Raw genomic sequence first — 25,355 nt, 5'->3', positions numbered from 1 at the left:
CGGGCCCGACGGCACCCTCACCGCCCTCACCCAGAGTTCCCTGGAAGACCCCGGCACCTCCGTCCTCGTACCGATGCTCCGCAAGGACCGCCCCGAGGCGTCCTCGGCCCTCGGAGCGGTCGCCGCACTGTACGCCGACGGTGCCCGTGTCGACTGGACGGTTCAACTCCCCGAAAGCGCGTCGGCGTTGCTGCCGACGTACGCTTTCCAGCGACGCCGTTACTGGCTCGACGCGTCCCAACAGGCCGGTGATCCGACCGCCGTTGGGCTGGAGCGGGCCGAGCATCCGCTGCTGGCGGCGGCCGTGAGTGTCGCGGACACCGGTGGGATCGTGCTCAGCGGTCGGTTGTCGACCAGGAGTCATCCATGGCTCGCGGATCACTGTGTGCTGGGCCGGGCCATCCTGCCCGCCACCGCCTACCTCGAACTGGCCGTGTACGCCGGTGACCAGGTCGGCCTCGGTCAGGTGGCCGAGCTGACCCTGGAGACCCCGCTGGTGGTGCCCGACCATGGCGCCGTACAGCTCCAACTCGCCCTCGGTGGGCCGGACGATGACGGGCAGCGGGCGTTCAGCGTGCACTCGCGGGCCGTCGAAGCAGGCCCCGACATGCCGTGGACCCGTCATGCGCAGGGACTCCTCGCCGAAGCAGCGGACCCGGCGCCGGCACCGGACGGGAGCGCCTGGCCGCCCCCGGACGCCGTGCCGGTCGTACCCGGTGGCGCGGGGGAGGACGACTGGTACGAGCGGTTCGCCGTCGGCGGGTTCGGCTACGGTCCGGCGTTCCGGGGCCTGGGCAACGTATGGCGCCATGACCAGGATTTGTTCGCCGAGGTGGCGCTCCCCGAAGCCAACCGGGCCGAAGCCGCCGGCTACGGACTGCACCCCGCCCTGCTCGACGCCGCCGTGCAGACCCTGCTCGTCCGTGCGCTGGACGGCAGCGGTGCCGAGGAGGCCGCCGCGACCCTTCCGTTCGCCTGGAACGGGTTCACCCTGCACGCGACCGGGGCCACCGCTCTCCGCGTCCATCTGGCGCCCACCGGACGCCCGGACGAGTACACGGTGTCCGTCTCCGATTCCGAGGGCCGAACGGTTGCCACCGCGGACGGCCTGCTGCTGCGCAGAGTCACCGCCGGCCAGATCCCCGACACTCTGCCGTCGGACGCGGCAGTCGACGTGGCGCCGCCTTCCCTGCTGGTACAGCGTTGGCGGCCCGTGGTGCCGCAACCCGTCGCACCGGCCCCTGAGACGGCGCGCTGGGCGCTGATCGGGCAGGGCGACGGCGGGCTCGCGGAGACCCTGGACAGCGTCGGGGTGCATCTGGAGTGCTACGCAGGTCTCGTCGATCTGGCGGCGGCCGTCGACACCGGTACCGCCGCCCCCGAGGTCGTCCTCAGCGTCCTGACATCTGCTCCCGTACCTGCCCCGGATGCCACCAGGGCTCTCCTGGCCGGGTCCGTGGACCTCGTCCGCCGCTGGGTCGACGACGAGCGCTTCTCCCGTTCGCGACTGGTCCTGGTCACCCGGGGAGCCCTCGCCGCCGACGAGGGGGAGGACGTGACCGACCTCGCGGGCGCGGCACTGTGGGGCCTGATCCGGTCCGCCCAACTGGAGCACCCCGACCGGATACGGATCCTCGACCTCCCCGCGTCCGCTGGGACCGTCACCGACGCGGCCGTCGCCGCCGCAGTGCTCGGCGGCGGCCCGCAGGGCGCGGTACGCGACGGGGGGCTGCTGGTGCCCGACCTGACCGAGCTGCCCCAGGACGTACCGGCGCCGGTCGCGACGACGTCACCCGCGCCGTTCGACCCGGATCGCACCGTCCTTCTCACCGGCGCTACCGGTGCCCTCGGCACCCTCGTAGCGCGGCATCTGGTCACCGCGCACGGCGCACGCCGGCTCCTGCTGGTGTCCCGGCGCGGTGGCGACGCACCGGGGGCCGAGGAGCTGGCGGCCGAACTGGCCGCGCACGGCGCGGAAGTGACCCTCGCCGCCTGTGACGTCGCCGACCCGGCCGGTCTCGAAGACCTGCTCGCCCGAATCCCCGACGAGCATCCGCTGACGGCCGTGGTGCATGTCGCCGGAGTCGTGGACGACGCGACGCTCGCCTCGCTGACCGACGACAAGACCGATCGCGTACTTCGTCCGAAGGCGGACGCGGCCTGGCATCTGCACCGGCTGACGGAGAAACACGATCTGTCGGCGTTCGTGCTGTTCTCCTCGGCGGCGGGCACGTTCGGGGCGGCGGGCCAGGGTGGTTACGCCGCGGCCAACGCCTTCCTCGATGCCCTGGCCCTGCACCGCAGGTCCCAGGGGCTGCCCGCCACGTCGATCGCGTGGGGACTGTGGGCGGCCGACAGCGGCATGACCGCCGGGCTCGGTGCCGCCGACCTCGAACGGATGGCGCGGGGCGGCATGCTGCCGCTGACCGCCGGGACGGGCCTCGCCCTGTTCGACGCGGCGCTCGCGGCACCCGAGGCGGCGGTGGTCGCGGTCGCCCGCCGTTCCCCGGTGTCCCCGGCGCGCACCCGGGTTCGTCGCTCGGTGGCGGGGACATCCGTGGAAGCGGACGGCGGGCGCTCGCTCGCCCGACGGCTGGCGGGACTCGACGCGGCGCAGCGGCTCCCGGTGCTGGTCGAGACGGTGCGGGACCAGGTCGCTCTCGTGCTCGGCCACGACTCGACCGACGAGGTGCTGCCCGACCGGCACTTCGCGGAACTGGGCTTCGACTCACTGACCGCCGTCGAGCTGCGCAACCGGCTCGGCACGGTGACCGGCTTCCGGCTGCCCGCGACCCTCGTGTTCGATCTCGACACCCCGCAGGCGCTCGCCGAGGATCTGGCCCAGCGGTTCGCCACGGAGCAGGGCACTGCTGCGGCGCAGGCCCGCGCCGCCGAGACGGTGCCCCAGCCTGCCGCCGCCACCCGCCCACAGGACACCGTGGGTGCCCTGTTCCGTGCGGCGTGCGAACAGGGCCGAGTGGACGAGGGCTTCGCGCTGCTTCAGGCGGTCGCCGGACTCCGCCCGGTCTTCGAGTCCCCGGCCGAACTCCCCGGCTCACCCGCCGGACTCCGGCTCGCCGCCGGAAGCAACGCGGCGGAAGGGAGCACGGAGCACGAGCGCCCCGCCCTGATCTGCTTCAGCTCCTACGTGGCCCTGGCCGGCGTGCACCAGTACGCCCGCTTCGCCTCCGCCTTCCGCGGCGAACGTGACGTATGGGCGCTGCCCACGCCCGGATTCGGGCGCGGTGAACCGCTGCCCGCGTCCCTGGACGTGGTGGCGCGGACCCAGGCGGAGTGGGTGCTGCGGTGCGCGGGCGGCCGGCCGTTCGTGCTCACCGGCTCCTCCTCCGGCGGAATCCTCGCGCTGGCCGCCGCACGCCATCTGGAGAAGGCGGGGAGCCCACCGCTCGGGGTGGCCCTGCTCGACACCTACATGCCGCGCCTGGACTCGCCGTTCACCCGGTTCTCGGCCGAGATGCTGAGCGGGATGTTCGAGCGGGAGTCGATGTTCGCGCACATGGACGCCGACCGCCTCTCCGCGATGAGCTGGTACATCAGCATGATCGGTGAGTGGGATCCGGGCGCCCCGGCCGCGCCCGTGGTGCTGGTACGGCCGAGCGAGCCGCCGGTCACCGCCGCCCCGGACGGGCCGCTGAAGCCGGAGGACTGGCAGAGCTCCTGGGACGGCGCGGGAACCGTCGTGGACGTCCCCGGAAACCACTTCACGATGATGGAATCCCACGCAGCCACCACCGCGGGCGCCCTCACCGCCTGGATCGACACGGTGCCGGCGCCGCACGCCGCCACGGGTACCGCGGAGCCGCACAAGACCGTCGGCCGCTCGAAGGCCCACCGAACCGAGGAAGCACGATGAGGATCCTGTTCGTCACCCTGTCCGAGAAGTCCCATGTGTTCTTGATGGCTCCCCTGGCGTGGGCGCTCACCGCGGCCGGTCACGAAGTCCGGGTGGCGAGCCAGCCGTTGGCGACGGAGACCATCACCGGCGCCGGGCTAACCGCCGTCCCCGTCGGCAGTGACCACGGCATCCACCGCGACATGAGCGCCTTCCGGGAGTCGCAGGACTACCGCACCGCGAACTGGAGCCGCTGCGAACGCGACGACGTCGACTGGGCGGAGCTCAAGGAGCGCTACGAGCTGAGCGTGCCGTACGCGTTCGCCGTCTACAACGACTCCATGATCGACGACCTCGCGGCCTTCGCGCGGAGCTGGCGGCCCGATCTGGTCGTACGCGACCCGCTGGCGTACGCCGGTGCCATCGCCGCCCGGGCAAGCGGTGCCGCGCACGTCCGCCTGATGTGGTGCGCCGACGTATGGGGCCGTACCCGGCGCACCTATCTCGAACTGATGGCGGAACAGCCCGAGTCCGAGCGGGTCGATCCGCTCACCGAGTGGCTGACCGCGAAGTCCGAACCCTACGGATTCGGCTGCGACGAGGAGATGCTGCACGGCCAGGCCACCATCAGCACCCTGCCCGCGGCCCTGTCGGTCCCGACGGCGTCGCCCGAACTGGCGATGCGGCACATCCCGTACAACGGCCGCGCGGTGGTGTGGGACTGGCTTCGGAAGGAACCCGAGCGGCCGCGGGTGTGCGTCAGCCTCGGCGCCTCCAACACCGAGGGCTACGGCGGCGACTACGTCTCCGTGCAGGAGATCCTCGACGCGCTGGCCGACGAGGACCTGGAGGTGGTGGCCGCGCTGCTGCCCGCGCAGCGGGAGAAGCTCGGTTCCGTTCCCGACAACGCCCGCGCCGTGGACTCGGTGGCGCTGAACACGCTGCTGCCGAGCTGCTCCGCCGTCATCCACCACGGCGGCTACGGAAGTTTCGCCACCGCCATGGCGCACGGTGTGCCCCAGTTGATGCTGTCCACCCTGGTCTCCGACCACGAACTGCGCGGCCGGGCCCTCCAGCGCGCGGGAGCGGGCGCCCATCTGCACCACCGGGACGCCACCGCCGAGAACGTTCGGGATCACATCCGGCGGCTCACCGCGGAGCCGGGGTTCGCCGAGGCGGCCGGTCGGCTGCGCTCCGACTGCGAGGCGATGCCGACCCCGCAGGGCCTCGTACCCACCCTGGAACGCCTGGCGCAGACCCGCTGAACTCCCCGTCCCCGGCAGCGCCGCCGCTCGACAACGTCACGGGACAACGTCCCTCGAAAACGTCCCTCGACAAACCCCCGCGACCATCGCGATTCAGCAACCAAGAAGGAACGCCATGAAGATCAATGTGGACCGTGACCGCTGCGTAGGAGCCGGTCAGTGTGTGCTGGCCGCCGGCGCCGTCTTCGACCAGAACGTTGACGACGGCCTTGTGGAACTGCTCCAGGCCGAACCGTCGGAGGAGCTGCGCGACGCGGTGAGCGAGGCCCAGCTGATCTGTCCCTCCGGGGCCATCGAACTCCTCACCTGACCACCGGTCCCCGTACCGACAGACACCAGTAAGGCGGAACGGAAACCGTGAAGGCTCTTGTGCTCTCGGGAGGTGCCGGGACCCGGCTGCGGCCGATCACCCACACCTCCGCGAAGCAGTTGGTGCCGGTCGCCAACAAGCCCATCCTCTTCTACGGGCTTGAGGCCATCGCCGACGCCGGGATCACCGAAGTGGCGATCGTGGTGGGCGACACCGAGAACGAGATCCGCCAAGCCGTCGGCGACGGCTCCGCGTTCGGCCTCGACATCACCTACATCCGGCAGGACGCCCCGCTCGGGCTGGCCCACGCGGTGCTCATCGCCCGGGAGTTCCTCGGTGACGACGACTTCGTGATGTTCCTCGGGGACAACTTCGTCTTCGGCGGCATCAACGACCCCGTCGACCAGTTCCACAAGGAACGCCCGGACGCCCAGCTCCTGCTCACCCGGGTGCCCGACCCGTCCGCGTTCGGGGTGGCCGAACTCGACGACCAGGGACGGCTGTTGCGGCTGGAGGAAAAACCGCGCGAGCCCAGGAGCGATCTGGCACTGGTCGGCGTGTACCTCTTCGGCCCGGCGATCCACGAGGCGGTACGCGCTATCGAACCGTCGGCGCGCGGCGAACTGGAGATCACCGACGCCGTCCAGTGGCTGCTGGAGCGGGACCGGGACGTGCGCACCACGATCATCACCGGCTACTGGAAGGACACCGGCAACGCCGCCGACATCCTCGACGTCAACCGCCGCCTGCTGGACCTGCTCGACCGCCGGGTCGACGGCGATGTCGACGAGGCCAGCGAGATCGTCGGCCGGGTACGGATCGAGGCCGGGGCCACCATCCGCCGTTCCCGTATCGTCGGGCCCGCGATCATAGGCCCCGGCACCGTCGTCGAGGACTCCTACATCGGGCCCTCGACGTCCATCGCGGAGAACTGCGAGATCCGCAACAGCGAGATCGAGTTCTCCATCATCCTGCGGGAGTCCGGCTTCGACAGCATCCGCCGGGTGGAGGGATCGCTCGTCGGCCGCAATGTACGCGTCTCGATGGCCCCCCGGCTGCCCGCCACCCACCGGCTTGTGATCGGTGACCACGGACAGGTGCAGATCTCGTCATGACCACCCGCACTACCGCGACGACCGGCCCCGCCCCTGAAGGCCCGACCCGGATCCTCGTCACCGGCGGCGCCGGCTTCATCGGCTCCCACCACGTACGGACCCTCCTCGGCTCCGCGAGGCCGGACCATGTCTCCGTCACCGTCCTGGACAAGCTCACCTACGCGGGCAACCCGGCGAATCTGGACGAGGTCCGTGATCATCCCGCGTTCGCCTTCGTCAAGGGTGACATCTGCGACGAGGAACTCGTCGACGACCTCATGGCGGACCATGACGAGGTGGTGCACTTCGCCGCCGAGTCCCATGTGGACCGCTCGATCCTCAGCCCCGGCGAGTTCGTCCGCACCAACGTCCTGGGCACCCAGACCCTGCTGGACGGGGCGCTGCGCCACGGCATCCGTACCTTCGTGCACGTCTCCACCGACGAGGTGTACGGCTCCATCGACACCGGAGCCTGGACGGAGGACTGCCCGCTGCTGCCCAACTCCCCCTACTCCGCGTCCAAGGCGTCCTCCGATCTGCTCGCCCTGGCCTACCACCGCACCCACGGACTCGACGTGCGCGTGACCCGCTGCTCCAACAACTACGGTCACCACCAGTACCCGGAGAAGGTGATCCCGCTGTTCGTCACCAACCTCCTCGACGGCCGCCGGGTACCGCTGTACGGGGACGGCGGCAACGTACGGGACTGGCTGCACATCGACGACCATGTGCGGGGCATCGAACTGGTCCGTACCTCCGGCCGCCCCGGCGAGGTGTACAACATCGGCGGGGGCACAGAATTGACGAACCGTCAGCTGACCGAGCTGCTCCTGGGCGCCTGCGACGCCGGCCCCGACCGCATCGAGTACGTCCAGGACCGCAAGGGCCACGACCGTCGCTACAGCGTCGACTGGGCGAAGATCCGTGACGAGTTGGGCTACCGGCCGCGCAAGGACTTCACGACCGGTCTCGCGGAGACCGTTGCCTGGTACCGCGCCAATCGGAGCTGGTGGGAGCCGCTCAAAGCGACCGCGGAGGTGACCCGTTGACGACAGGCCCGCAGGAGATCGTCGTCGTGGGCGCGGGAGTCGCCGGGTCGGTCACCGCCGAGACCCTGAGGCGTGAAGGCTACGCCGGTCGGCTCACCCTCGTCGGCGCCGAACCCCATCTTCCGTACGACCGGCCCCCGTTGTCCAAGCAGATCCTCTCCGGCCAGTGGGACCCCGACCGGATCCGGCTGCGCAGGCCCGACGTCTACGACCGTCTCGGCATCGAGTTACGCCTGGGCGTCTCCGTGACCCGGCTGGACCGCTCGGCCCGCGTGGTCGAACTCGCCGACGGCACCCGGCTGGCCGCCGACGCGGTCGTCGTCGCCACCGGCGTACGGCCCCGGCGGCTTCCCGGGGACGACGGACCGGCCGGCGTCCATGCGCTGCGCACCCTCGACGACGCCCTCGCCCTGCGCGAGGCGCTCGCGGGCGGGCCGCGACTGGTGGTGGCAGGGGCCGGTCTGCTCGGCACCGAGGCGGCTGTCGCCGCCCGAGCCTCGGGCGCCGACGTCACCCTGGTCAGCGCCGAACCGATACCGCTGCTCGGCCTGATCGGACCGCAGGCGGCCGGACTGATCGCCGCCGTCCACCGTGAACTCGGGCTGCGCGTCAGACAGGGCCGGGTGACCGGGGTGGAGAGCGCGGACGGCGCCGTCACCGGCGTACGACTGGCCGACGGGACCCTGCTGGCGGCGGACGTCGTGCTCGTCGCCACCGGGTCGCTGCCCAACACCGAGTGGCTGCGGGGCAGCGGCCTCCGCGTCGATGACGGTGTCGTCTGCGACACGCTGGGCCGGGCGAACCCCGGTGTCTGGGCCGCTGGTGACGTCGCGAGCCTGCCCGACCCGCGCACGGGGAACCACCGCCGGTTCGAGCACCGTACGCAGGCGACCGAGCAGGCCATCGCCGTCGCCCGCAACCTCCTCGCCGGCAGCGGCGCCCGGCCCGTCGCACCACTGCCCTACTTCTGGACCGACCAACACGACCTCAAGGTCCAGGTGTTCGGGGAGGTGGCGGGAACCGACCGCTGCCATGTCGTCGAAGGCAGCCCCGCGGAACGGAAGTTCACCGCCGTCCACTGCGCCGGGGACCGGGTGCGCGGCGCCGTCGCCGTCAACCTGCCCCGCGCCGCCCAGCAACTGCGGCCCCTGGTGGAGAGCGGCGCCGTATGGACGGGCGAGCCGGTGGGACCACCGCTGACGGGGTCGCGCGCGGACGGCCGCTGACCAGGCCCGAACAAAGTAGAAGTCTCCCTAGATCAGCGGCTGTCCGCAGGAATCGTCCTGGGACAGCCGCCAGTATGAACGGCATCGCAACCATCGATCGCAGGGAAACCATCGGTCGTCTCTCAGGTCGCGCGGCAGTCGGATCCGGCCGGAACGCGTGGCCGGGAATTGAGCCTTTCCGGGAGTCGAAAACACCATGACGGTCGAGAACGGCATGACGGTCGAGATCGGTATGACGGCCGAGAACGGAACGACGGTCGAGCACGCGGTGACGGCCGACGCCGCCGACGACGCCATGACGGTCGACGCCGCCGACGAGGCCATGACGGTCGAAAGCCCCGTATTGGCCGAAGGCGCCGTGCCGGTCGAAGACGCCATCGCGGTTGTCGGGATCGCGTGCCGCTTTCCCCAGGCACCCGACCCCGCCGCGTTCTGGCGTCTGCTCGTCGAGGGCGAGAGCGCCGTGACGAGGACCCCCGAGCACCGCCGCGACGCGCTCGCCCCGGACGCCGCCGACCCGACGGCCGCCGGAGCCGAACGCCACGGCGGCTACCTCGACCACGTCGACCTGTTCGACTCCGGCTTCTTCGGGATCTCCCCGCGCGAGGCCGCCGCGATGGACCCCCAACAGCGACTGGTCCTCGAACTCGGCTGGGAAGCCCTGGAAGAAGCGGCCATCGTGCCGGGCCGGCTGCACGGCAGTCGCACCGGCGTCTTCGTAGGCGCCATCTGGGACGACTACGCCGCGCTCGCCCGCCGCGCCGGCCCGGAGGCCATCGGCCGGCACGCCCTGAGCGGACTCAACCGGGGCATCATCGCCAACCGGCTCTCCTATGTCCTCGGGCTGCGCGGCCCCAGCCTCACCGTGGACACCGGCCAGTCCTCCTCGCTCGTCGCCGTACACCTGGCCTGCGAAAGCCTGCGCCGCGGCGAGGCGGAACTGGCCCTGGCCGGTGGCGTCAACCTGACCCTCGCCCCCGACAGCGACCTCGTCTCCGCCAGGTTCGGGGCGCTCTCCCCGGACGGCCGCTGCCACACTTTCGACGCCCGCGCCAACGGCTATGTCCGAGGAGAGGGCGGTGGACTCGTCGTCCTCAAGCCGCTCGCCCGTGCCCTGGCCGACGGCGACCGGATCCACTGTGTGATCCGGGGCAGTGCCATGAACAACGACGGCGGCGGCGACGGCCTGACCGCGCCACGGCGCGAGGCCCAGGAAGAAGTGCTGCGCCTCGCCTACGGTGCGGCCGGGGTCGACCCCGCCGACGTCCGATACGTGGAACTGCACGGCACGGGCACCAAGGTGGGCGACCCCATCGAGGCCGCCGCCCTCGGAACGGTCGTCGGCCGCACCCGCACGGACGGCCTGCCGCTGCTCGTCGGCTCGGTCAAGACCAACATCGGCCACCTCGAAGGCGCCGCCGGCATCGCCGGTCTCCTCAAGACGGTCCTGTCCATCAGCCACCAGCGGATCCCCGCCAGCCTCAACTTCACCACCCCCAACCCCGCGATCCCCTTCGACGACCTCAACCTGCGGGTCCCGACCGCCGCCCAGCCCTGGATCCAGAACGACCGGCCGAGGCTGGCCGGCGTCAGCTCCTTCGGCATGGGCGGCACCAACTGCCATGTGGTGCTGGAGGGATGGGCCGCGCAGAGCGCGGACACCGACAGCCGCAACACCCCGACGGCACCCCTGCCGTATGTCGTTTCCGCCCGCACCCCGAAGGCGCTGCGCGCTCAGGCCGAGCGGCTGCGATCCCATATCGACGCCGACCTCACCGACACCGTCCTCACCGACACCGTCCTCACCGACACCGTCCTCACGGACGCCGTCCTCACCGACATCGCCTACTCCCTGGCCGCGACCCGGTCGGCCTTCGAGCATCGCGCGGTGGTCGTCGCCGAGGGCCGTGCGGAACTGGCGCGCGGGCTTGGGGCGTTGACGTCGGGTGAGCCCGCACACGGTGTGGTGCGGGGTGTCGCGGACGTGGACGGCAAGACGGTCTTCGTCTTCCCCGGCCAGGGGCCGCAGTGGGCGGGCATGGCGCTTGAACTCCTCGATACGGACGCCGAGTTCCGTGAGCACTTCGCCGCCTGTGCGGGGGCGGTGGAGCGGTTGGTGGACTGGTCGGTGGAGGCGGTCCTGCGGGGTGGCGACGGTGCGCCGTCGCCGGACCGGGTGGACGTGGTCCAGCCGCTGCTGTTCGTGGTGATGGTGTCGCTGGCGCGGCTGTGGCAGTCGCGGGGCGTGCGTCCCGACGCGGTGGTGGGTCACAGCCAGGGGGAGATCGCCGCCGCCTGTGTGGCGGGGGCCCTGTCCCTCGACGACGCGGCCTGTGTGGTGGTGCTGCGCAGCAAGGCCATCACCGCGTTGGCCGGGCGTGGCGGCATGGCGTCGGTTCTGCTGCCCGTGGGCGAGGTCGAGGAGCGGTTGGCCGCCAGGGGCACACGGGTGTCGGTGGCAGCGGTCAACGGACCTGCTTCGGTGGTGGTTTCCGGTGACGCGGACGCCGTGGCGGAGCTGGTCGCGGAGCTGACGGCCGACGGTGTTCAGGCACGGCTGATTCCGGTCGACTACGCGTCGCATTCCGCTCAGGTCGAAGAGATCCGGGAGCCGCTTCTTAGGGACCTCGCTTCGCTGAGTCCGCGCCCCGCGAGTGTGCCCTTCTTCTCCACGGTCGCCTGCGACTGGATGGACACCGAGAATCTCGACGCGGCCTACTGGTACGACAACCTGCGCCGAACGGTCCGATTCGCTGACTCAGTACGGGAGTTGGCGGGGCACGGGTTCCGGGCGTTCGTCGAGTCCAGCCCGCATCCCGTGCTCACCGCCGCCGTACGCGACACACTCGACGAACTGGGGCTGGAGGACACCGAGACCGTCGTCACGGGCACACTTCGCCGAGGGGAAGGCGGACCGCGCCGCTTCCTGACGTCCCTGGCCGAGATGAGCGTGCGTGGCGCCGCCACGATCGACTGGTCCGCACTCACCACCGGTTCCGCACAGCGGACCGATCTGCCCACCTACGCCTTCCAGCGCCGCAGCCACTGGCTGCCCAGTCCCAGTCCGACAGACCCCCCTCCGGGCCTCGAAGGCTGCGTACGACCGGTCGCCGAGGACATTGCGGAGGACTTCGCGGAGGCCGGTGCCGAGGACACCCCCTCCCTGCGCGATCGCCTTGCCGGGCTCTCGCCACGCGAGCGGCGCGACATCCTGCGGGGTGTGGTGCGCGCCCACGCCGCGGGCATTCTCAACCACGACTCCGGGGACCAGGTCGAACTCCGCCACACCTTCAAGGACCTCGGCTTCGACTCCGTCACCTCCGTGGACCTGCGCAACCAGCTCAAGGCCACGACCGGACTGAGCCTGCCCACCACACTCCTCTTCGACTATCCGACCCCCGAGGCCGTCGCGGGATACCTGGACGACCAACTGTCGGACACCGCGACCACCGCGACCGACTTGACGTTCTCCCCGCCCGCACCGACCGGTGCGAGCGACGATCCGGTGGTGATCGTCGGGATGGCGTGCCGTTTCCCGGGTGGGGTCGGTTCCCCCGATGATCTGTGGCGACTGGTGAGTGAGGGCGGTGACGCTGTCGGCGGATTCCCGACCGACCGTGGTTGGGATCTGGAGGGGTTGTACGACCCGGAGCCGGGCACGCCGGGCAGGCTGTATGTGCGTGAGGGTGGTTTCCTGTACGACGCGACAGCGTTCGATGCGGGGTTGTTCGGTATTTCGCCGCGTGAGGCGTTGGCGATGGATCCGCAGCAGCGGTTGCTGTTGGAGACGTCGTGGGAGGTGTTCGAGCGGGCGGGTATCGATCCGGCGGCCCTGCGCGGCACCCGCACCGGCGTCTTCGCCGGCCTTCTGGAACAGGGCTACGGAGCCTGCCTGCGCGACGCCGTGGAAGAGTCCGCCGGTTACGTGCTGACCGGGACGACGGGGAGTGTGGCGTCGGGTCGTATCGCGTACACCTTCGGTTTCGAGGGGCCTGCGGTGACGGTGGACACGGCGTGTTCGTCGTCTCTGGTCGCTCTGCATCTGGCGGCTCAGGCGTTGCGGGCGGGGGAGTGTGATCTGGCGGTTGCCGGTGGTGTGACGGTGATGGCGGGTCCGGAGATGTTCGTGGAGTTCTCGCGGCAGCGGGGTCTTGCGGTGGATGGCCGGTGCAAGGCGTTCTCGGACGGGGCGGACGGGACGGCGTGGGCCGAGGGTGTGGGTCTGCTGTTGGTGGAGCGGTTGTCGGATGCGCGTCGCAACGGGCACAGGGTGCTGGCGGTGGTGGCGGGTTCGGCGGTCAATCAGGATGGTGCGTCGAATGGTTTGACGGCTCCGAATGGTCCGTCGCAGCAGCGGGTGATCCGGCAGGCGCTGGCGTCGGCTGGTTTGAGGCCGGCTGATGTGGATGCGGTGGAGGCGCATGGTACGGGGACTCCGCTGGGTGATCCGATCGAGGCGCAGGCGTTGCTGGCCACGTACGGTCAGGACCGCGAACACCCGTTGCTGCTCGGCTCGTTGAAGTCGAACATCGGTCATGCGCAGGCCGCCGCGGGGGTGGGCGGTGTGATCAAGATGGTGCAGGCGATGCGGCACGGGACGCTGCCGCGCACCCTGCACGCCGACACGCCCTCCACCCATGTCGACTGGACGACGGGGCAGGTCGAACTGCTGACGGATGAGCGTTCCTGGCCGGAGACAGGGCGTGCGCGCAGGGCGGGTGTGTCGTCGTTCGGCATCAGCGGAACCAACGCCCACGTCATCCTCGAACAAGCCCCCGACATTCCGGCAGATGTGATCGAGAGTGCGGGCGGCGACGGCCGCACCGTCCCTCTGCCGCTGACCGCCGCCGACCCGGGCGCCCTGCGCGCGCAGGCCGAACAGCTGGCGAACCTGCTGTCGACGAACCCTGAACTGTCGCCGGAGGACATCGGACTGTCGTTGGCGACCACACGGTCCGTGCTGGACCACCGGGCCGTGGTACTGGCCTCGGACCGGGACGAACTCGCGCATCGATTGCGTGCCCTCGCGGCAGGTGAGTCCGGCCCTGGAGTTCTGACGGGCACAACGGATCGATCGAGTCGATCCCTCGCGTTTCTGTTCGCGGGCCAGGGCTCGCAACGCCTCGGTATGGGACGGGAGTTGTACGAGACGTACCCGGCCTTCGCGGCGGCTTTCGACGCGGTGGACGCGGAACTGCCGTTCGGTCTGCGGGAGGTCGTCTTCGGTGACGACGTCGAGCTGCTGAACCGTACCGAGTTCGCCCAGCCCGCGCTGTTCGCGCTCGAAGTGGCGCTGTTCCGGCTGCTGGAGTCGTGGGGCGTCCGTCCGGACGTACTGGCCGGTCATTCGATCGGTGAGCTGGCGGCGGCGTATGTGGCGGGGGTGTGGTCGCTTGCCGACGCCTGCCGCCTGGTCGCCGCTCGGGGGCGGCTGATGCAGGCGCTGCCGTCGGGCGGCGCGATGGTGGCGGTGCAGGCATCCGAGGAGGAGGTGCTGCCGCTCCTCACGGAGCAGGTGGGCATCGCCGCGGTCAACGGACCGCAGGCAGTGGTGATCTCGGGTGCGGCCGACGGGATCGAGGAGATCGCCGAGCACTTCCGTGCTCAGGGCCGCAAGGCGACGGCGCTGCGGGTGAGTCACGCGTTCCATTCGCCGTTGATGGAACCGATGCTCGCGGACTTCCGCAAGGTCGCTGAAAGCATCGTCCATGACCGACCACGGCTGCCGATCGTCTCCGCGCTCACGGGAGAGCCCGCCGATCCGGCCGAGCTGACGGATCCCGAGCACTGGGTGCGACACGTTCGTGAGGCGGTCCGTTACGGGGACGCTGTGCACGCGCTCGCGGCACAGGGCGTAACCCGGTTCGTGGAACTCGGGCCGGACGGCACCCTTACCGCGCTCGCCCAGACGTGCCTCGACGCGGACGGCGACGGGTGGTTGCTGACCCCGTCCCTCCGCCGGGACCGATCGGAGACCGGAACGGTGCTGGCGGCGGTCGCCGGGCTGTTCAGCCGGGGCGGCGACGTGGACTGGCGCGCCGTGTTCGCCGGGAGCGGGACGCGTTCCGCACGTACCGTCGAGCTGCCGACGTACCCCTTCCAGCGCAAGACCTACTGGCCCACCCGCGCCCCGGAGCGGCTCAGCGGCGACATCTCCGGACTCGGGCTCTCCGCGCCCGACCATCCGCTGCTGGGAGCGACCCTGGCGCCGGCGGACTCCGAGGGCGTGGTGCTCACCGGACAACTGTCCACGCGGAGCCACCCGTGGCTCCGGGACCATGTGGTCGCGGGCAGTGTTCTGTTCCCCGGGACCGGCTTCCTGGAACTCGTCGTTCGCGGCGCCGACCAGGTCGGCTGTGACCACGTGGAGGAACTGACGATCGCCGTACCGCTCGTCCTCCCCGAGCACGGCAGCGGCGTGGACGTTCAGGTGCTGGTGAACGGTCCGGACGATTCCGGACGTCGAAGTGTGAGCGTCTTCTCCCGCCCTGCCGAGGACTCGTCGCGGTACGCGTCCCGGGGCGAGGAATGGACGCTCCACGCCACTGGTGTGGTCGCGGCACGTCCGGATGCGCGGTCGGCGGGTGTGTTCGATTTCGGTGTGTGGCCGCCGCGGGGTGCGGTGGTGGAGTCGGTGGAGGGTGTGTACGAGCGGTTTGCCGGGTTGGGGTTGTCGTACGGTCCGGTGTTCCGGGGTTTGCGTGCGGTGTGGCGGCGTGGTGGTGAGGTGTTTGCCGAGGTTGCGTTGCCGGAGGGGCTGGAGGGGGCGGCGGAGCGGTTCGGTCTGCACCCCGCGCTCCTCGACTCCGTTCTGCATGCCGTCCTGCGGGGCCACTTCGGCGCCGATGATTCCCCACGGTTGCCGTTCTCGTGGAGCGGGGTGTCCCTGTGGGCCTCGGGCGCACGGGAGTTGCGCGTACGTGTGACGCAGACCGGCCCGGACGCGGTGGCTCTCGACCTCGCCGACGGCGCGGGCGGCGCGGTCGCCTCGGTCGAGTCCTTGGTACTCCGGGAAGTCAGCGGTGAGCTTGCCGTGCCCCGCGCCGACCGCCCGGACGGGCTCTACCAGGTCGACTGGGTACGGATTCCGACGGGTGTCGAACAGGCCGCTCCGGTGGTGCATGATGCTCCGCCGACGTTCCGCGGGGCTGATGGCGCCGATGTCCTGGTGCGGGTCGAGCGTCCGGTCGGAGACACCGTGGACGCGGTCCATGAGGTGACGGCACGCGTGCTGGCCCTGGTGGCGGAGTGGCTCGGGGCGGATCGGTTCGAGGACGCCCGGCTGGTGGTGGTCACTGAAGGTGCCGTCGCGCTCGGCGAGGCCCCTGCTGATCCCGCTCTGGCTGCTGTGTGGGGTTTGGTGCGGGCGGCGCGGGCGGAGAACCCCGGCCGGTTCGCGCTGCTTGATGTGGACGGTACGGAGGAGTCCTGGGGGGTGGTGGCGGGGGCGCTGGCTTCGGGTGAGGCGGAGATCGCGGTTCGCGGTGGTGTCGCCCATGTTCCGCGCCTGGGCCGGGTGACCTCCGGTGGCGAACTCGCTGTGCCTGTGGGGGAGGTGGGGTCGTGGCGGCTGGATGTTGTGGAGCGGGGCACGCTGGAGGGACTGGGCCTGAGGTCCGTCCCCGAGGTCGGGTTGATGCCTGGGCAGGTGCGGATCGCCGTACGGGCTGCGGGTGTCAACTTCCGTGATGTGCTCAACGCTCTCGGGATGTATCCGGGGGATGTGAGGGACTTCGGTCTGGAGGGTGCCGGGGTCGTCACCGAGGTGGGTCCGGGTGTTACCGAACTGGTCGTGGGTGACCGGGTGTTCGGGATGTTCTCGGGTGCGTTCGGTCCGGTGGCGGTGGCTGACGCGCGGATGGTGGCGCGGGTGCCGGAGGGGTGGTCGTTCGCTCAGGCGGCGTCGGTGCCGATTGTGTTCCTGACGGCGTATTACGCGCTCACCGATCTTGGGTCCGTGACGTCCGGTGAGTCGGTGTTGGTGCATGCGGCGGCCGGCGGTGTGGGGATGGCCGCGGTGCAGTTGGCGCGTCATTTGGGTGCTGAGGTGTTCGGCACGGCGAGTGCCGGCAAGTGGGGCACGCTGCGTGAACTCGGCCTGGATCAGGGGCACATCGCGTCGTCTCGTGACACGCACTTTGAGGCGGCTTTCCTTGCCGCGACCGGTGGTCGTGGTGTGGATGTGGTGCTGGACTCGCTGGCGGGTGAGTTCGTGGACGCGTCGTTGCGATTGCTGCCGCGGGGTGGGCGTTTCCTGGAGATGGGCAAGACCGACGTCCGGGATCCGGAGGCTGTTGCCGCCGAGTACGCGGGTGTGGCGTATCAGGCCTTCGACTTGATGGAGGTGAGTCCGGAACGCGTCGGGGCGATGCTGTCCGATCTGGTGGTGCTCTTCGAGGCGGGTGTTCTGCGGCCGCTTCCGGTGACGTGCTGGGATGTGCGGCGGGCTCCGGAGGCGTTCCGGTATCTGTCGCAGGCCCGTCATGTGGGCAAGGTGGTGCTGACCGTTCCGGCGCCGCTGGATCCGGCCGGGACCGTGCTCGTGACCGGTGGCACCGGTGGTCTCGGTGCGCTGGTGGCCCGGCATCTCGTCACCGAGCACGGTATTGGGCATCTGCTGCTGGTCAGCCGCAGTGGCCTTGAAGCCGCTGGTGCCCGTGAACTCGTCGCGGAACTCGGGAACTTGGGTGCGCGGGTCGAGGTGGCGGCGGTGGATGTCGCCGATCGCGAGGCGTTGGCCGGTGTCCTGGACGCCGTATCCGCGGAGCATCCGTTGACCGCCGTGGTGCACACGGCGGGAGTCCTGGACGACGGCGTGGTCTCGTCACTCACCCCGGAGCGGCTGGCCAAGGTCATGCGCCCGAAGGCAGACGCGGCCGTGCATCTGCACGAACTCACCCGGAACGCTGACCTGTCCGCCTTCATCGCCTTCTCCTCCATCATGGGCACGTTCGGCGGGGCGGGGCAGGCCAACTACTCGGCGGCCAACGCGTTCCTGGATGCCTTTGCCACGGATCGCCGTAGGTCCGGGCTGCCCGCGACCTCTCTTGCCTGGGGCCCGTGGGCGCCCGGTGCGGGTATGACGGCGGAGCTGACCGAGGCGGATCTGCGCCGTATGGCACGCGACGGGCTGCTCCCGCTGGCTCCGGAGAAGGCTCTGGGCCTGCTGGACACAGTGCTGCGACTCGGCGCGGGTCTGGAGCAGGCGGTTTTGTTGCCGGTCGACCTGGATGCCAGGGCGTTGCGTGGGAAGGCAGTGCAGGACGTTCCGGCGCTGCTGCGTTCCCTGGTCCGTGTCGGTGCCCGCCGCATGGTTGAGACCGGTACGGACACCAGTACCGGGCGACAGGACTTCAAGACACAGCTGATCACCGCCTTGCCCGCCGACCGCGACCGTCTTCTGTCGGACCTGGTCCATGGCGCCGCAGCGGCCGTGCTCGGCCACGCCTCCGCCGCCGAGATCGAAGGGGACGCGAGCTTCAAGGAACTCGGCTTCGACTCCCTGACCTCGGTCGAGCTCCGCAACCGCGTGAACTCCGCGACGGGTATGCGGCTTCCCGCCACCCTGATTTTCGACCACCCCACTCCCGCCGTCCTCGCCCGGCACATCAAGTCGGAGCTTCTCGGTGCCGAGGAGGCGGCCGGCACCGCCGCCTTCGCCATGCCCGCACTGACCAGCGTGACCGACGATCCGGTGGTGATCGTCGGGATGGCGTGCCGTTTCCCGGGTGGGGTCGGTTCGCCCGATGATCTGTGGCGGCTGGTGAGTGAGGGCGGTGACGCGATCGGTGGCTTCCCGGCGGACCGGGGCTGGGACCTGGACGGTCTCCATGATCCTGATCCGGGCAGGCTCGGTCATACGTATGTGCGTGAGGGTGGCTTCTTGTATGAGGCGGCCCTGTTCGATGCGGGGTTGTTCGGTATTTCGCCGCGTGAGGCGTTGGCGATGGATCCGCAGCAGCGGTTGCTGTTGGAGACGTCGTGGGAGGTGTTCGAGCGGGCGGGTATCGACCCGGCGACCCTGCGCGGCACCCGCACCGGCGTCTTCGCCGGGGCCATGGCACAGGACTACGGCTCCACGCTGCGCGGTGGTTCGGAGGGAGTCGACGGCTACCTCCTCACCGGCAACAGCGGCAGCGTTGTGTCGGGCCGTATCGCATACACCTTCGGTTTCGAGGGCCCTGCGGTGACGGTGGACACGGCGTGTTCGTCCTCCCTGGTAGCCCTCCACCTGGCCGCCCAGGCGTTGCGGGCGGGGGAGTGCGATCTGGCACTGGCGGGTGGCGTCACCGTGATGTCGACGCCGGACACCTTCGTGGAGTTCTCGCGGCAGCGGGGGCTTGCGGTGGATGGCCGGTGCAAGGCGTTCTCGGATGCGGCGGACGGGACGGCGTGGGCCGAGGGTGTGGGTCTGCTGTTGGTGGAGCGGCTGTCGGATGCCCGGCGTCGTGGTCATACGGTGCTGGCGGTGGTGGCGGGTTCGGCCGTCAATCAGGATGGTGCGTCGAATGGTTTGACGGCTCCGAATGGTCCGTCGCAGCAGCGGGTGATCCGGCAGGCGCTGGCGTCTGCTGGTTTGCGGCCGGCTGATGTGGATGCGGTGGAGGCGCATGGTACGGGGACTCCGCTGGGTGATCCGATCGAGGCGCAGGCGTTGCTGGCCACGTACGGTCAGGACCGCGAACAACCCCTGCTGCTGGGGTCGTTGAAGTCGAATATCGGTCATGCGCAGGCCGCCGCGGGGGTGGGCGGTGTGATCAAGATGGTGCAGGCGATGCGGCACGGGACATTGCCGCGCACCCTGCACGCCGACACGCCCTCCACCCATGTCGACTGGACGGCGGGGAGCATCCGGCTGCTGACCGAGAACGTGGAGTGGGCCCAGCCCCTCGACCGCCCCCGTCGCGCGGGCGTGTCGTCGTTCGGTATCAGCGGTACCAACGCCCACGTCATCCTCGAACAGGCCACCGCCATTCCGGCGGACGAGACCTTCACCGCCGACGACGGCGGCAGCGCGGACACCGACGGGCGTACCGTCGGGCACACCGTCCTCATCCCGCTCTCCGCCGCCGACCCCGGCGCCCTGCGCGCGCAGGGCGAACGCCTGGCCAACCTCCTGTTGGCGAACCCCGAACTCGCACCCTGTGATGTGGGCCTGTCCCTCGCGACGACGCGCTCCGCATTGGAGCACCGGGCGGTTGTCGTCGCCGGCGACCGGCAGCAAGCTGTGCGTGGCCTCCAGGCGATCGCCCAGGGGGAAGGCTCCGGCCCGGTGATCACCGGCACGGCGATGGTGAACGGCGGCCGAACGGCGTTCCTGTTCGCGGGTCAGGGTTCGCAACGGCTCGGTATGGGCCGGGAGTTGTATGAGACGTATCCGGCGTTCGCGGCGGCGTTCGACGCGGTGGACGCGGAACTGTCGTTCGGTCTGCGGGAGGTGGTGTTCGGTGACGACGTCGAGCTGCTGAACCGTACCGAGTTCGCGCAGCCCGCGCTGTTCGCTCTCGAAGTGGCGTTGTTCCGGCTGCTGGAGTCGTGGGGCGTCCGTCCGGACGTGCTGCTCGGGCACTCGGTCGGTGAGCTGGCCGCCGCGCATGTCGCGGGAGTGTGGTCCCTGGCCGACGCCTGCCGACTCGTCGCGGCTCGCGGCCGGTTGATGCAGGCGTTGCCCGCGGGCGGGGCGATGGTGGCGCTCCAGGCGGCCGAGGACGAGGTGCTGCCGCTGCTGGCCGGCCGGGAGGCCGAGGTGGGTGTCGCGGCGGTGAACGGCGCGGAGGCGACCGTGATCGCGGGCACCGGAGAGGCCGTCGAGGAGATCGCCGCACACTTCCGTACCCTCGGCCGCAAGGCCACCCTGCTGCGCGTCAGCCATGCCTTCCACTCCCCGCTGATGGAACCGATGCTCGCCGACTTCCGCAAGGTCGCCGAGAGTCTCACGTACGGCCAGCCGCAGTTGACGATCGTCTCCGCGCTCACCGGGGAACTCGCCGAGGGCGCCGACCTCATGTCGCCCGACCACTGGGTGCGCCATGTCCGTGACGCCGTGCGGTTCGCCGACGGTGTACGCCGTGTCCGGGCCGAAGGAGTCGACCGCTGGCTGGAGTTGGGGCCGGACGGTACTCTCACCGCCCTTGCCCAGGCGGAGACGGGTTCCGACGCCTCCGGGGCAGCGCTCTTCGTACCCGCGTTGCGCAAGGACCGCGACGAGCCGGACACGCTGCTGCACGCACTTGCCGCGCTGTACGCCCATGGCACCGAGCCGCGCTGGCCCGCGGTGTTCGCGGGCACCGGCGCCCGCCGGGTCGACCTGCCGACGTACGCGTTCCAGCGGCAGCACTTCTGGCCCGCTGTGCGGGGCGCCCGTGCGGGTGATGCCGCCGGGCTCGGCCTCGCGGACGCCGGACACCCGCTGCTGGGAGCACAGGTCGGCCTGGCGGAAGGGGCGGGAGCCCTGTTCACCGGCAGGCTCTCTCTCGAATCGCATCCATGGCTGCGCGACCACGCTGTCGCGGGTGCCGTCGTCTTCCCCGGTACCGGCTTCCTGGAACTGGCGCTGCAGGCCGGGCTCCGCGCAGGGTGCGGACGGGTGGCCGATCTGACGCTCGAAGTGCCGCTCGTGCTGCCCGAGCGTGGTGGCGTACGGATCCAGGTCGCCGTGGGCGGCCCGGACGTGGCGGGTCGGCGGACCGTTTCCGTCCACTCGCAGGCGGACGGCCCCGGCGACCCGGCGGGCAGCTGGGTACGGCATGCCACCGGATTCCTCGACGCACAGGAGCACGACCAGGAGCACGATCAGGAGCACGCACAGGCCGCCGAGGCTGATCGCGAGAACCACCCGCCCACCGGGGCGATGCCCGTCCCCCTCGACGGCTTCTACGAGCGTCTCGCGGACGGTGGCTACGCCTACGGACCGGCGTTCCAGGGGCTGCGAGCCGTATGGCGGCAGGGGAGCGACGTGTACGCCGAAGTCCGGCTGCCCGCCGACCAACAGGGCGAGGCAGAACGGCACGGGCTGCACCCGGCCTTGCTGGACGCGGCCCTGCACGCCTGGCTCGCCGCCGGGCCGGCGGCCGCCGACGGCCAGGGGGGAGTGCGGCTGCCGTTCTCGTGGAGCGGCGCCCGGCTGATGGCCGTGGGCGCGTCCTCGGTGCGGGTGCGGCTGTCACCGGTGGACGACGACACGATCACGCTGACCGTCAGCGACACGGAGGGACGTACCGTCGCACACGTCGACGCCCTCACACTGCGGCAGTTGAGCCCGGACGTCCTGACGCCGGCCAGTGTCGGCGGTCGCGAGCACGCGTTGTTCCGGCTGGACTGGAGCGCGCTGCCCGCGGCGTCCGGACCCGTTGCGGACCGGGCCGGGCACTGGGCCGTCGTCGGGACCGCGATCGCCGGGTTCCCCGTCGCACCGGCCGGTGACTACCCCGACCTCGCGGCGCTCGCCGCCGCTGTCGACACCGGAACACCGCTGCCGAGCACGGTGGTTGTGGCCTGCGGCCCGCTCGCGACACCGCACCCGGCCCCGCTGACGGGGGCGGACGGCGCCGACGAACCGCATACGGTCGCGGCCACTCGGGCGGCACTGCACCACGTCCTCACCCTCGTGCGGAACTGGCTGGCCGACGACCGTTTCAGCGGTGCGCGGCTGGTGCTGGTGACACGGGGAGCGGTGCCCGCCGACGGCGACGGGGAGCCCATCGATCCGGTGGCCGGCGCCGTGTGGGGACTGATCCGGTCCGCGCAGTCGGAGAACCCGGGCCGGCTCGTCCTGCTCGACGTCGGTCCCGCCCTGGACACAGACATGTCCGTGTCCGCGCCCGCCCCGGACAAGGACACGTCCGTAGCCGCGCCCGGCCTGGACACAGCCGCGGACCTGGACACAGCCGCGGACCTGGACACAGCCGCGGACCTGGACACAGACACGGATCTGGACACAGACACGGGCCTGGACTCCGTCACCGACCCGTCCGCCGCCCTCGCCTCCGGTGAACCACAACTCGCCCTCCGCGACGGCGCCGTCCTCGTTCCCCGGCTGGCCCCGGCCACCACCGGCGGCGCCCTGCTGCCGCCGTCCGGTGAGCCCGTATGGCGGCTGGACGTCACCACGCCCGGCACCCTCGACAGCCTGGCCCTGGTCGGCTGCCCCGACGTCACCGGACCGCTCGCCCCCGGCGAGGTGCGGGTGGCGATCCGGGCCACCGGCGTCAACTTCCGTGACGTGCTGGTCTGCCTCGGCATGCTCGACCGTGAGGTGCCGGGACGTGAAGGCTCGGGCGTGGTCCTCGAAACCGGACCGGGCGTCACCGGCCTCGCCCCTGGCGACCGGGTGCTCGGCCTGTTCTCCGGCGCGTACGGTCCGATGGCGGTGACCGACCACCGGCTGTTGGTCCGGCAGCCCGACGACTGGTCCTTCGTCGAAGCCGCGGCAGCGCCCATCGTCTTCCTCAGCGCCTACCACGGCCTGGTCGATCTGGCCGATCTGCGCCCCGGCGAGTCCGTCCTCATCCACGCCGCCACCGGCGGCGTGGGCATGGCGGCGGTCCAACTCGCCCGGCATCTGGGCGCGGAGGTCTTCGTCACCGCCTCCCCGGCCAAGTGGGAGACGCTGCGGGCGATGGGTCTGGACGACGACCACATCGCGTCCTCCCGCGACACGGACTTCGAGGAGAAGTTCCGGCGCGTGACCGGAGGCCGTGGCGTGGACGTCGTCCTCAACTCCCTTGCCCGGGAGCTGATCGACGCGTCCTTCCGGCTGCTGCCACGCGGCGGACGGTTCATCGAGATGGGCAAGACCGACCTGCGCGACGCGCGGACCGTCGCCGAGGAGCACCCCGGAGTGATGTACCGGGCGTTCGACCTCAGGGACGTCGATCCCGGCCACACGGCGGAGATGCTCACGAGCGTGCTGGCGCTGTTCGAACAGCGGGCACTGCGTCCGCTGCCTGTCACCACCTGGGATGTCCGGCGGGCCCCCGAGGCGTTCCGGTACCTCAGCCAGGCCCGGCACATCGGCAAGATCGTCCTGACCGTCCCGGAGGTGCCGGTGGACCTGGCCCGCACGCCGGTCGACCACGGACGCACACGCCCGGACACCCACACGGACACCCACCCCCACACGGACACCCACGCGCCCGGCACCGTCCTGATCACCGGAGGCACCGGCACCCTCGGCGGCCTCCTCGCCCGGCACCTCGTCACCCGGCACGGCGTCCGCCACCTCCTGCTGACCAGCCGTAGTGGCCCCGACGCACCCGGCGCCGCCGCGCTCGTCGAGGAACTCACCGAACTCGGCGCCACCGTCACCATCGCCGCGTGCGACGCGGCCGACCGGCCGGCCCTGGCCGGGCTGCTGGCCGGGATCCCCGCGGAGCGTCCGCTCACGACGGTCGTCCACGCGGCGGGCGTCCTCGACGACGGCGTCCTCGACTCCATGACCCCCGAGCGCGTCGACAACGTACTGCGGCCCAAGGCACAGGCCGCGTGGAACCTGCACGAGCTGACCCGGGAGATGAACCTCTCGGCGTTCGTCCTCTTCTCGTCCGTGGCCGCCACCTTCGGCAGCCAGGGCCAGGCCAACTACGCCGCCGCGAACGCCTTCCTCGACGCACTGGCCCAGCATCGCCGGGCCCGGGGCCTGCCCGCGCTCTCCCTGGCCTGGGGTCTTTGGGACTCCGGCGCGGGCATGGCCGGCAGCCTCGGCGCCGCCGACGTCCGGCGGATCCGCCGCATGGGCCTCGCGCCGCTGCCCGCCGAGGAAGGCCTCGCGCTCTTCGACGCGGCCCTCACCGCCGACGAGGCACTGCTGCTGCCCACTCGCCTCGATCTGGCCGACCTGCGGCGTCGTGGTGCCGAGCCGCCCGCACTGCTCAAGGCACTGGCCCGGACCCCGGTCCGGCGCGCGGCGACCGCCCCCTCGTCGGACACGGCCGCCGGGCGGCAGGACAGTGGCAGCGACGGCACGACGCGGTCATTCAGCGAGCAGCTGCGTCCGCTGCCCGCCGAGGAGCGGGAACGGGCCGCGCTCGACCTGGTCCGCACGCACACCGCGGCGGTCCTCGGACATTCCGACCCGGACGGTATCGACGCCGAACGGCCGTTCAAGGCGCTGGGCTTCGACTCGCTCACCGCCGTGGAGATGCGCAACCGGCTCGGCACGGCCACCGGCCTCACTCTGCGCGCGACGCTCATCTTCAGCTACCCGACCCCGGCCGTCCTCGCCCGGTATCTGCTGGAGCAGTGCGCACCGCGCGACGAACGGCCCGCCGACCTCCTCCTCGCGGAACTCGACAAGATCGAGTCGGTCATGGCGCAGGCGGACCGGGCGGACCAGGCGGGCGAGGGCGACGGCGACCTGAACGACAAGGTGACCGCGCGACTGCGCGAACTGCTCACCCGGTGGACCGGTGACAAGGACGGCGTCGCCGCCGACAGCGGCAGCGGTACCGGCACCGGGCTCGAATCCGCCACGGACGACGAGATGTTCGACCTCATCAACAAAGAACTGGGCATTTCCTGACCCCGATACCCGGGCTGTCGAATCCATCGAATCCCGGCC

7 protein-coding genes are annotated in these 25,355 nt (G+C 71.1%); all 7 read left to right on the top strand.

The features are described 5' to 3' along the window. The coding region (locus AOK08_RS15940; protein ID WP_157876690.1) for an SDR family NAD(P)-dependent oxidoreductase at nucleotides 1–3,874 on the top strand (3,874 nt) is incomplete at its 5' end. After that, nucleotides 3,871–5,118 carry an activator-dependent family glycosyltransferase gene (locus AOK08_RS15935; RefSeq protein ID WP_055526223.1) on the top strand — a complete coding sequence of 416 codons (1,248 nt, stop codon included), beginning with the start codon at nucleotides 3,871–3,873 and terminating at the stop codon, nucleotides 5,116–5,118. The genes AOK08_RS15940 and AOK08_RS15935, both read left to right, overlap by 4 nt. A gap of 115 nt (nucleotides 5,119–5,233) precedes the next feature. Continuing rightward, nucleotides 5,234–5,428: a ferredoxin gene (locus AOK08_RS15930; protein WP_055526222.1), complete on the top strand. Its 195-nt coding sequence runs from the start codon at nucleotides 5,234–5,236 to the stop codon at nucleotides 5,426–5,428. Between the two features lie 47 nt (nucleotides 5,429–5,475). Then, a complete protein-coding gene (locus AOK08_RS15925) occupies nucleotides 5,476–6,543 on the top strand; it encodes a glucose-1-phosphate thymidylyltransferase (RefSeq protein ID WP_055526221.1) in 1,068 nt (355 codons plus the stop codon). Then, complete coding sequence (rfbB, locus tag AOK08_RS15920) at nucleotides 6,540–7,571, top strand: dTDP-glucose 4,6-dehydratase (RefSeq protein WP_055526220.1); 1,032 nt, start codon at nucleotides 6,540–6,542, stop codon at nucleotides 7,569–7,571. Before AOK08_RS15925 ends, rfbB begins: the two co-directional genes overlap by 4 nt. Further along, complete coding sequence (locus AOK08_RS15915; RefSeq protein WP_079054045.1) at nucleotides 7,568–8,797, top strand: NAD(P)/FAD-dependent oxidoreductase; 1,230 nt, start codon at nucleotides 7,568–7,570, stop codon at nucleotides 8,795–8,797. The genes rfbB and AOK08_RS15915 overlap by 4 nt, the downstream gene beginning before the upstream one ends. A gap of 196 nt (nucleotides 8,798–8,993) precedes the next feature. Beyond that, nucleotides 8,994–25,316 (top strand): type I polyketide synthase, encoded by a 16,323-nt coding sequence (locus AOK08_RS47335; protein ID WP_055526219.1) that lies wholly within the window; start codon nucleotides 8,994–8,996, stop codon nucleotides 25,314–25,316. The last annotated feature ends 39 nt before the right edge of the window (nucleotides 25,317–25,355 follow it).

Origin of the sequence: Streptomyces graminilatus (assembly GCF_001418565.1) — a bacterium.
Lineage (GTDB): Bacteria > Actinomycetota > Actinomycetes > Streptomycetales > Streptomycetaceae > Streptomyces > Streptomyces graminilatus.
This window is presented reverse-complemented; position numbering and strand designations above follow the sequence as displayed.

What these genes read in the sequence shown, in the direction of transcription:
- rfbB (WP_055526220.1), top strand. Translation starts at nt 6,540, where the DNA reads ATGACCACCCGCACTACCGCGACGACCGGCCCCGCCCCTGAAGGCCCG.
- AOK08_RS15935 (WP_055526223.1), top strand. Translation starts at nt 3,871, where the DNA reads ATGAGGATCCTGTTCGTCACCCTGTCCGAGAAGTCCCATGTGTTCTTG.
- AOK08_RS47335 (WP_055526219.1), top strand. Translation starts at nt 8,994, where the DNA reads ATGACGGTCGAGAACGGCATGACGGTCGAGATCGGTATGACGGCCGAG.
- AOK08_RS15930 (WP_055526222.1), top strand. Translation starts at nt 5,234, where the DNA reads ATGAAGATCAATGTGGACCGTGACCGCTGCGTAGGAGCCGGTCAGTGT.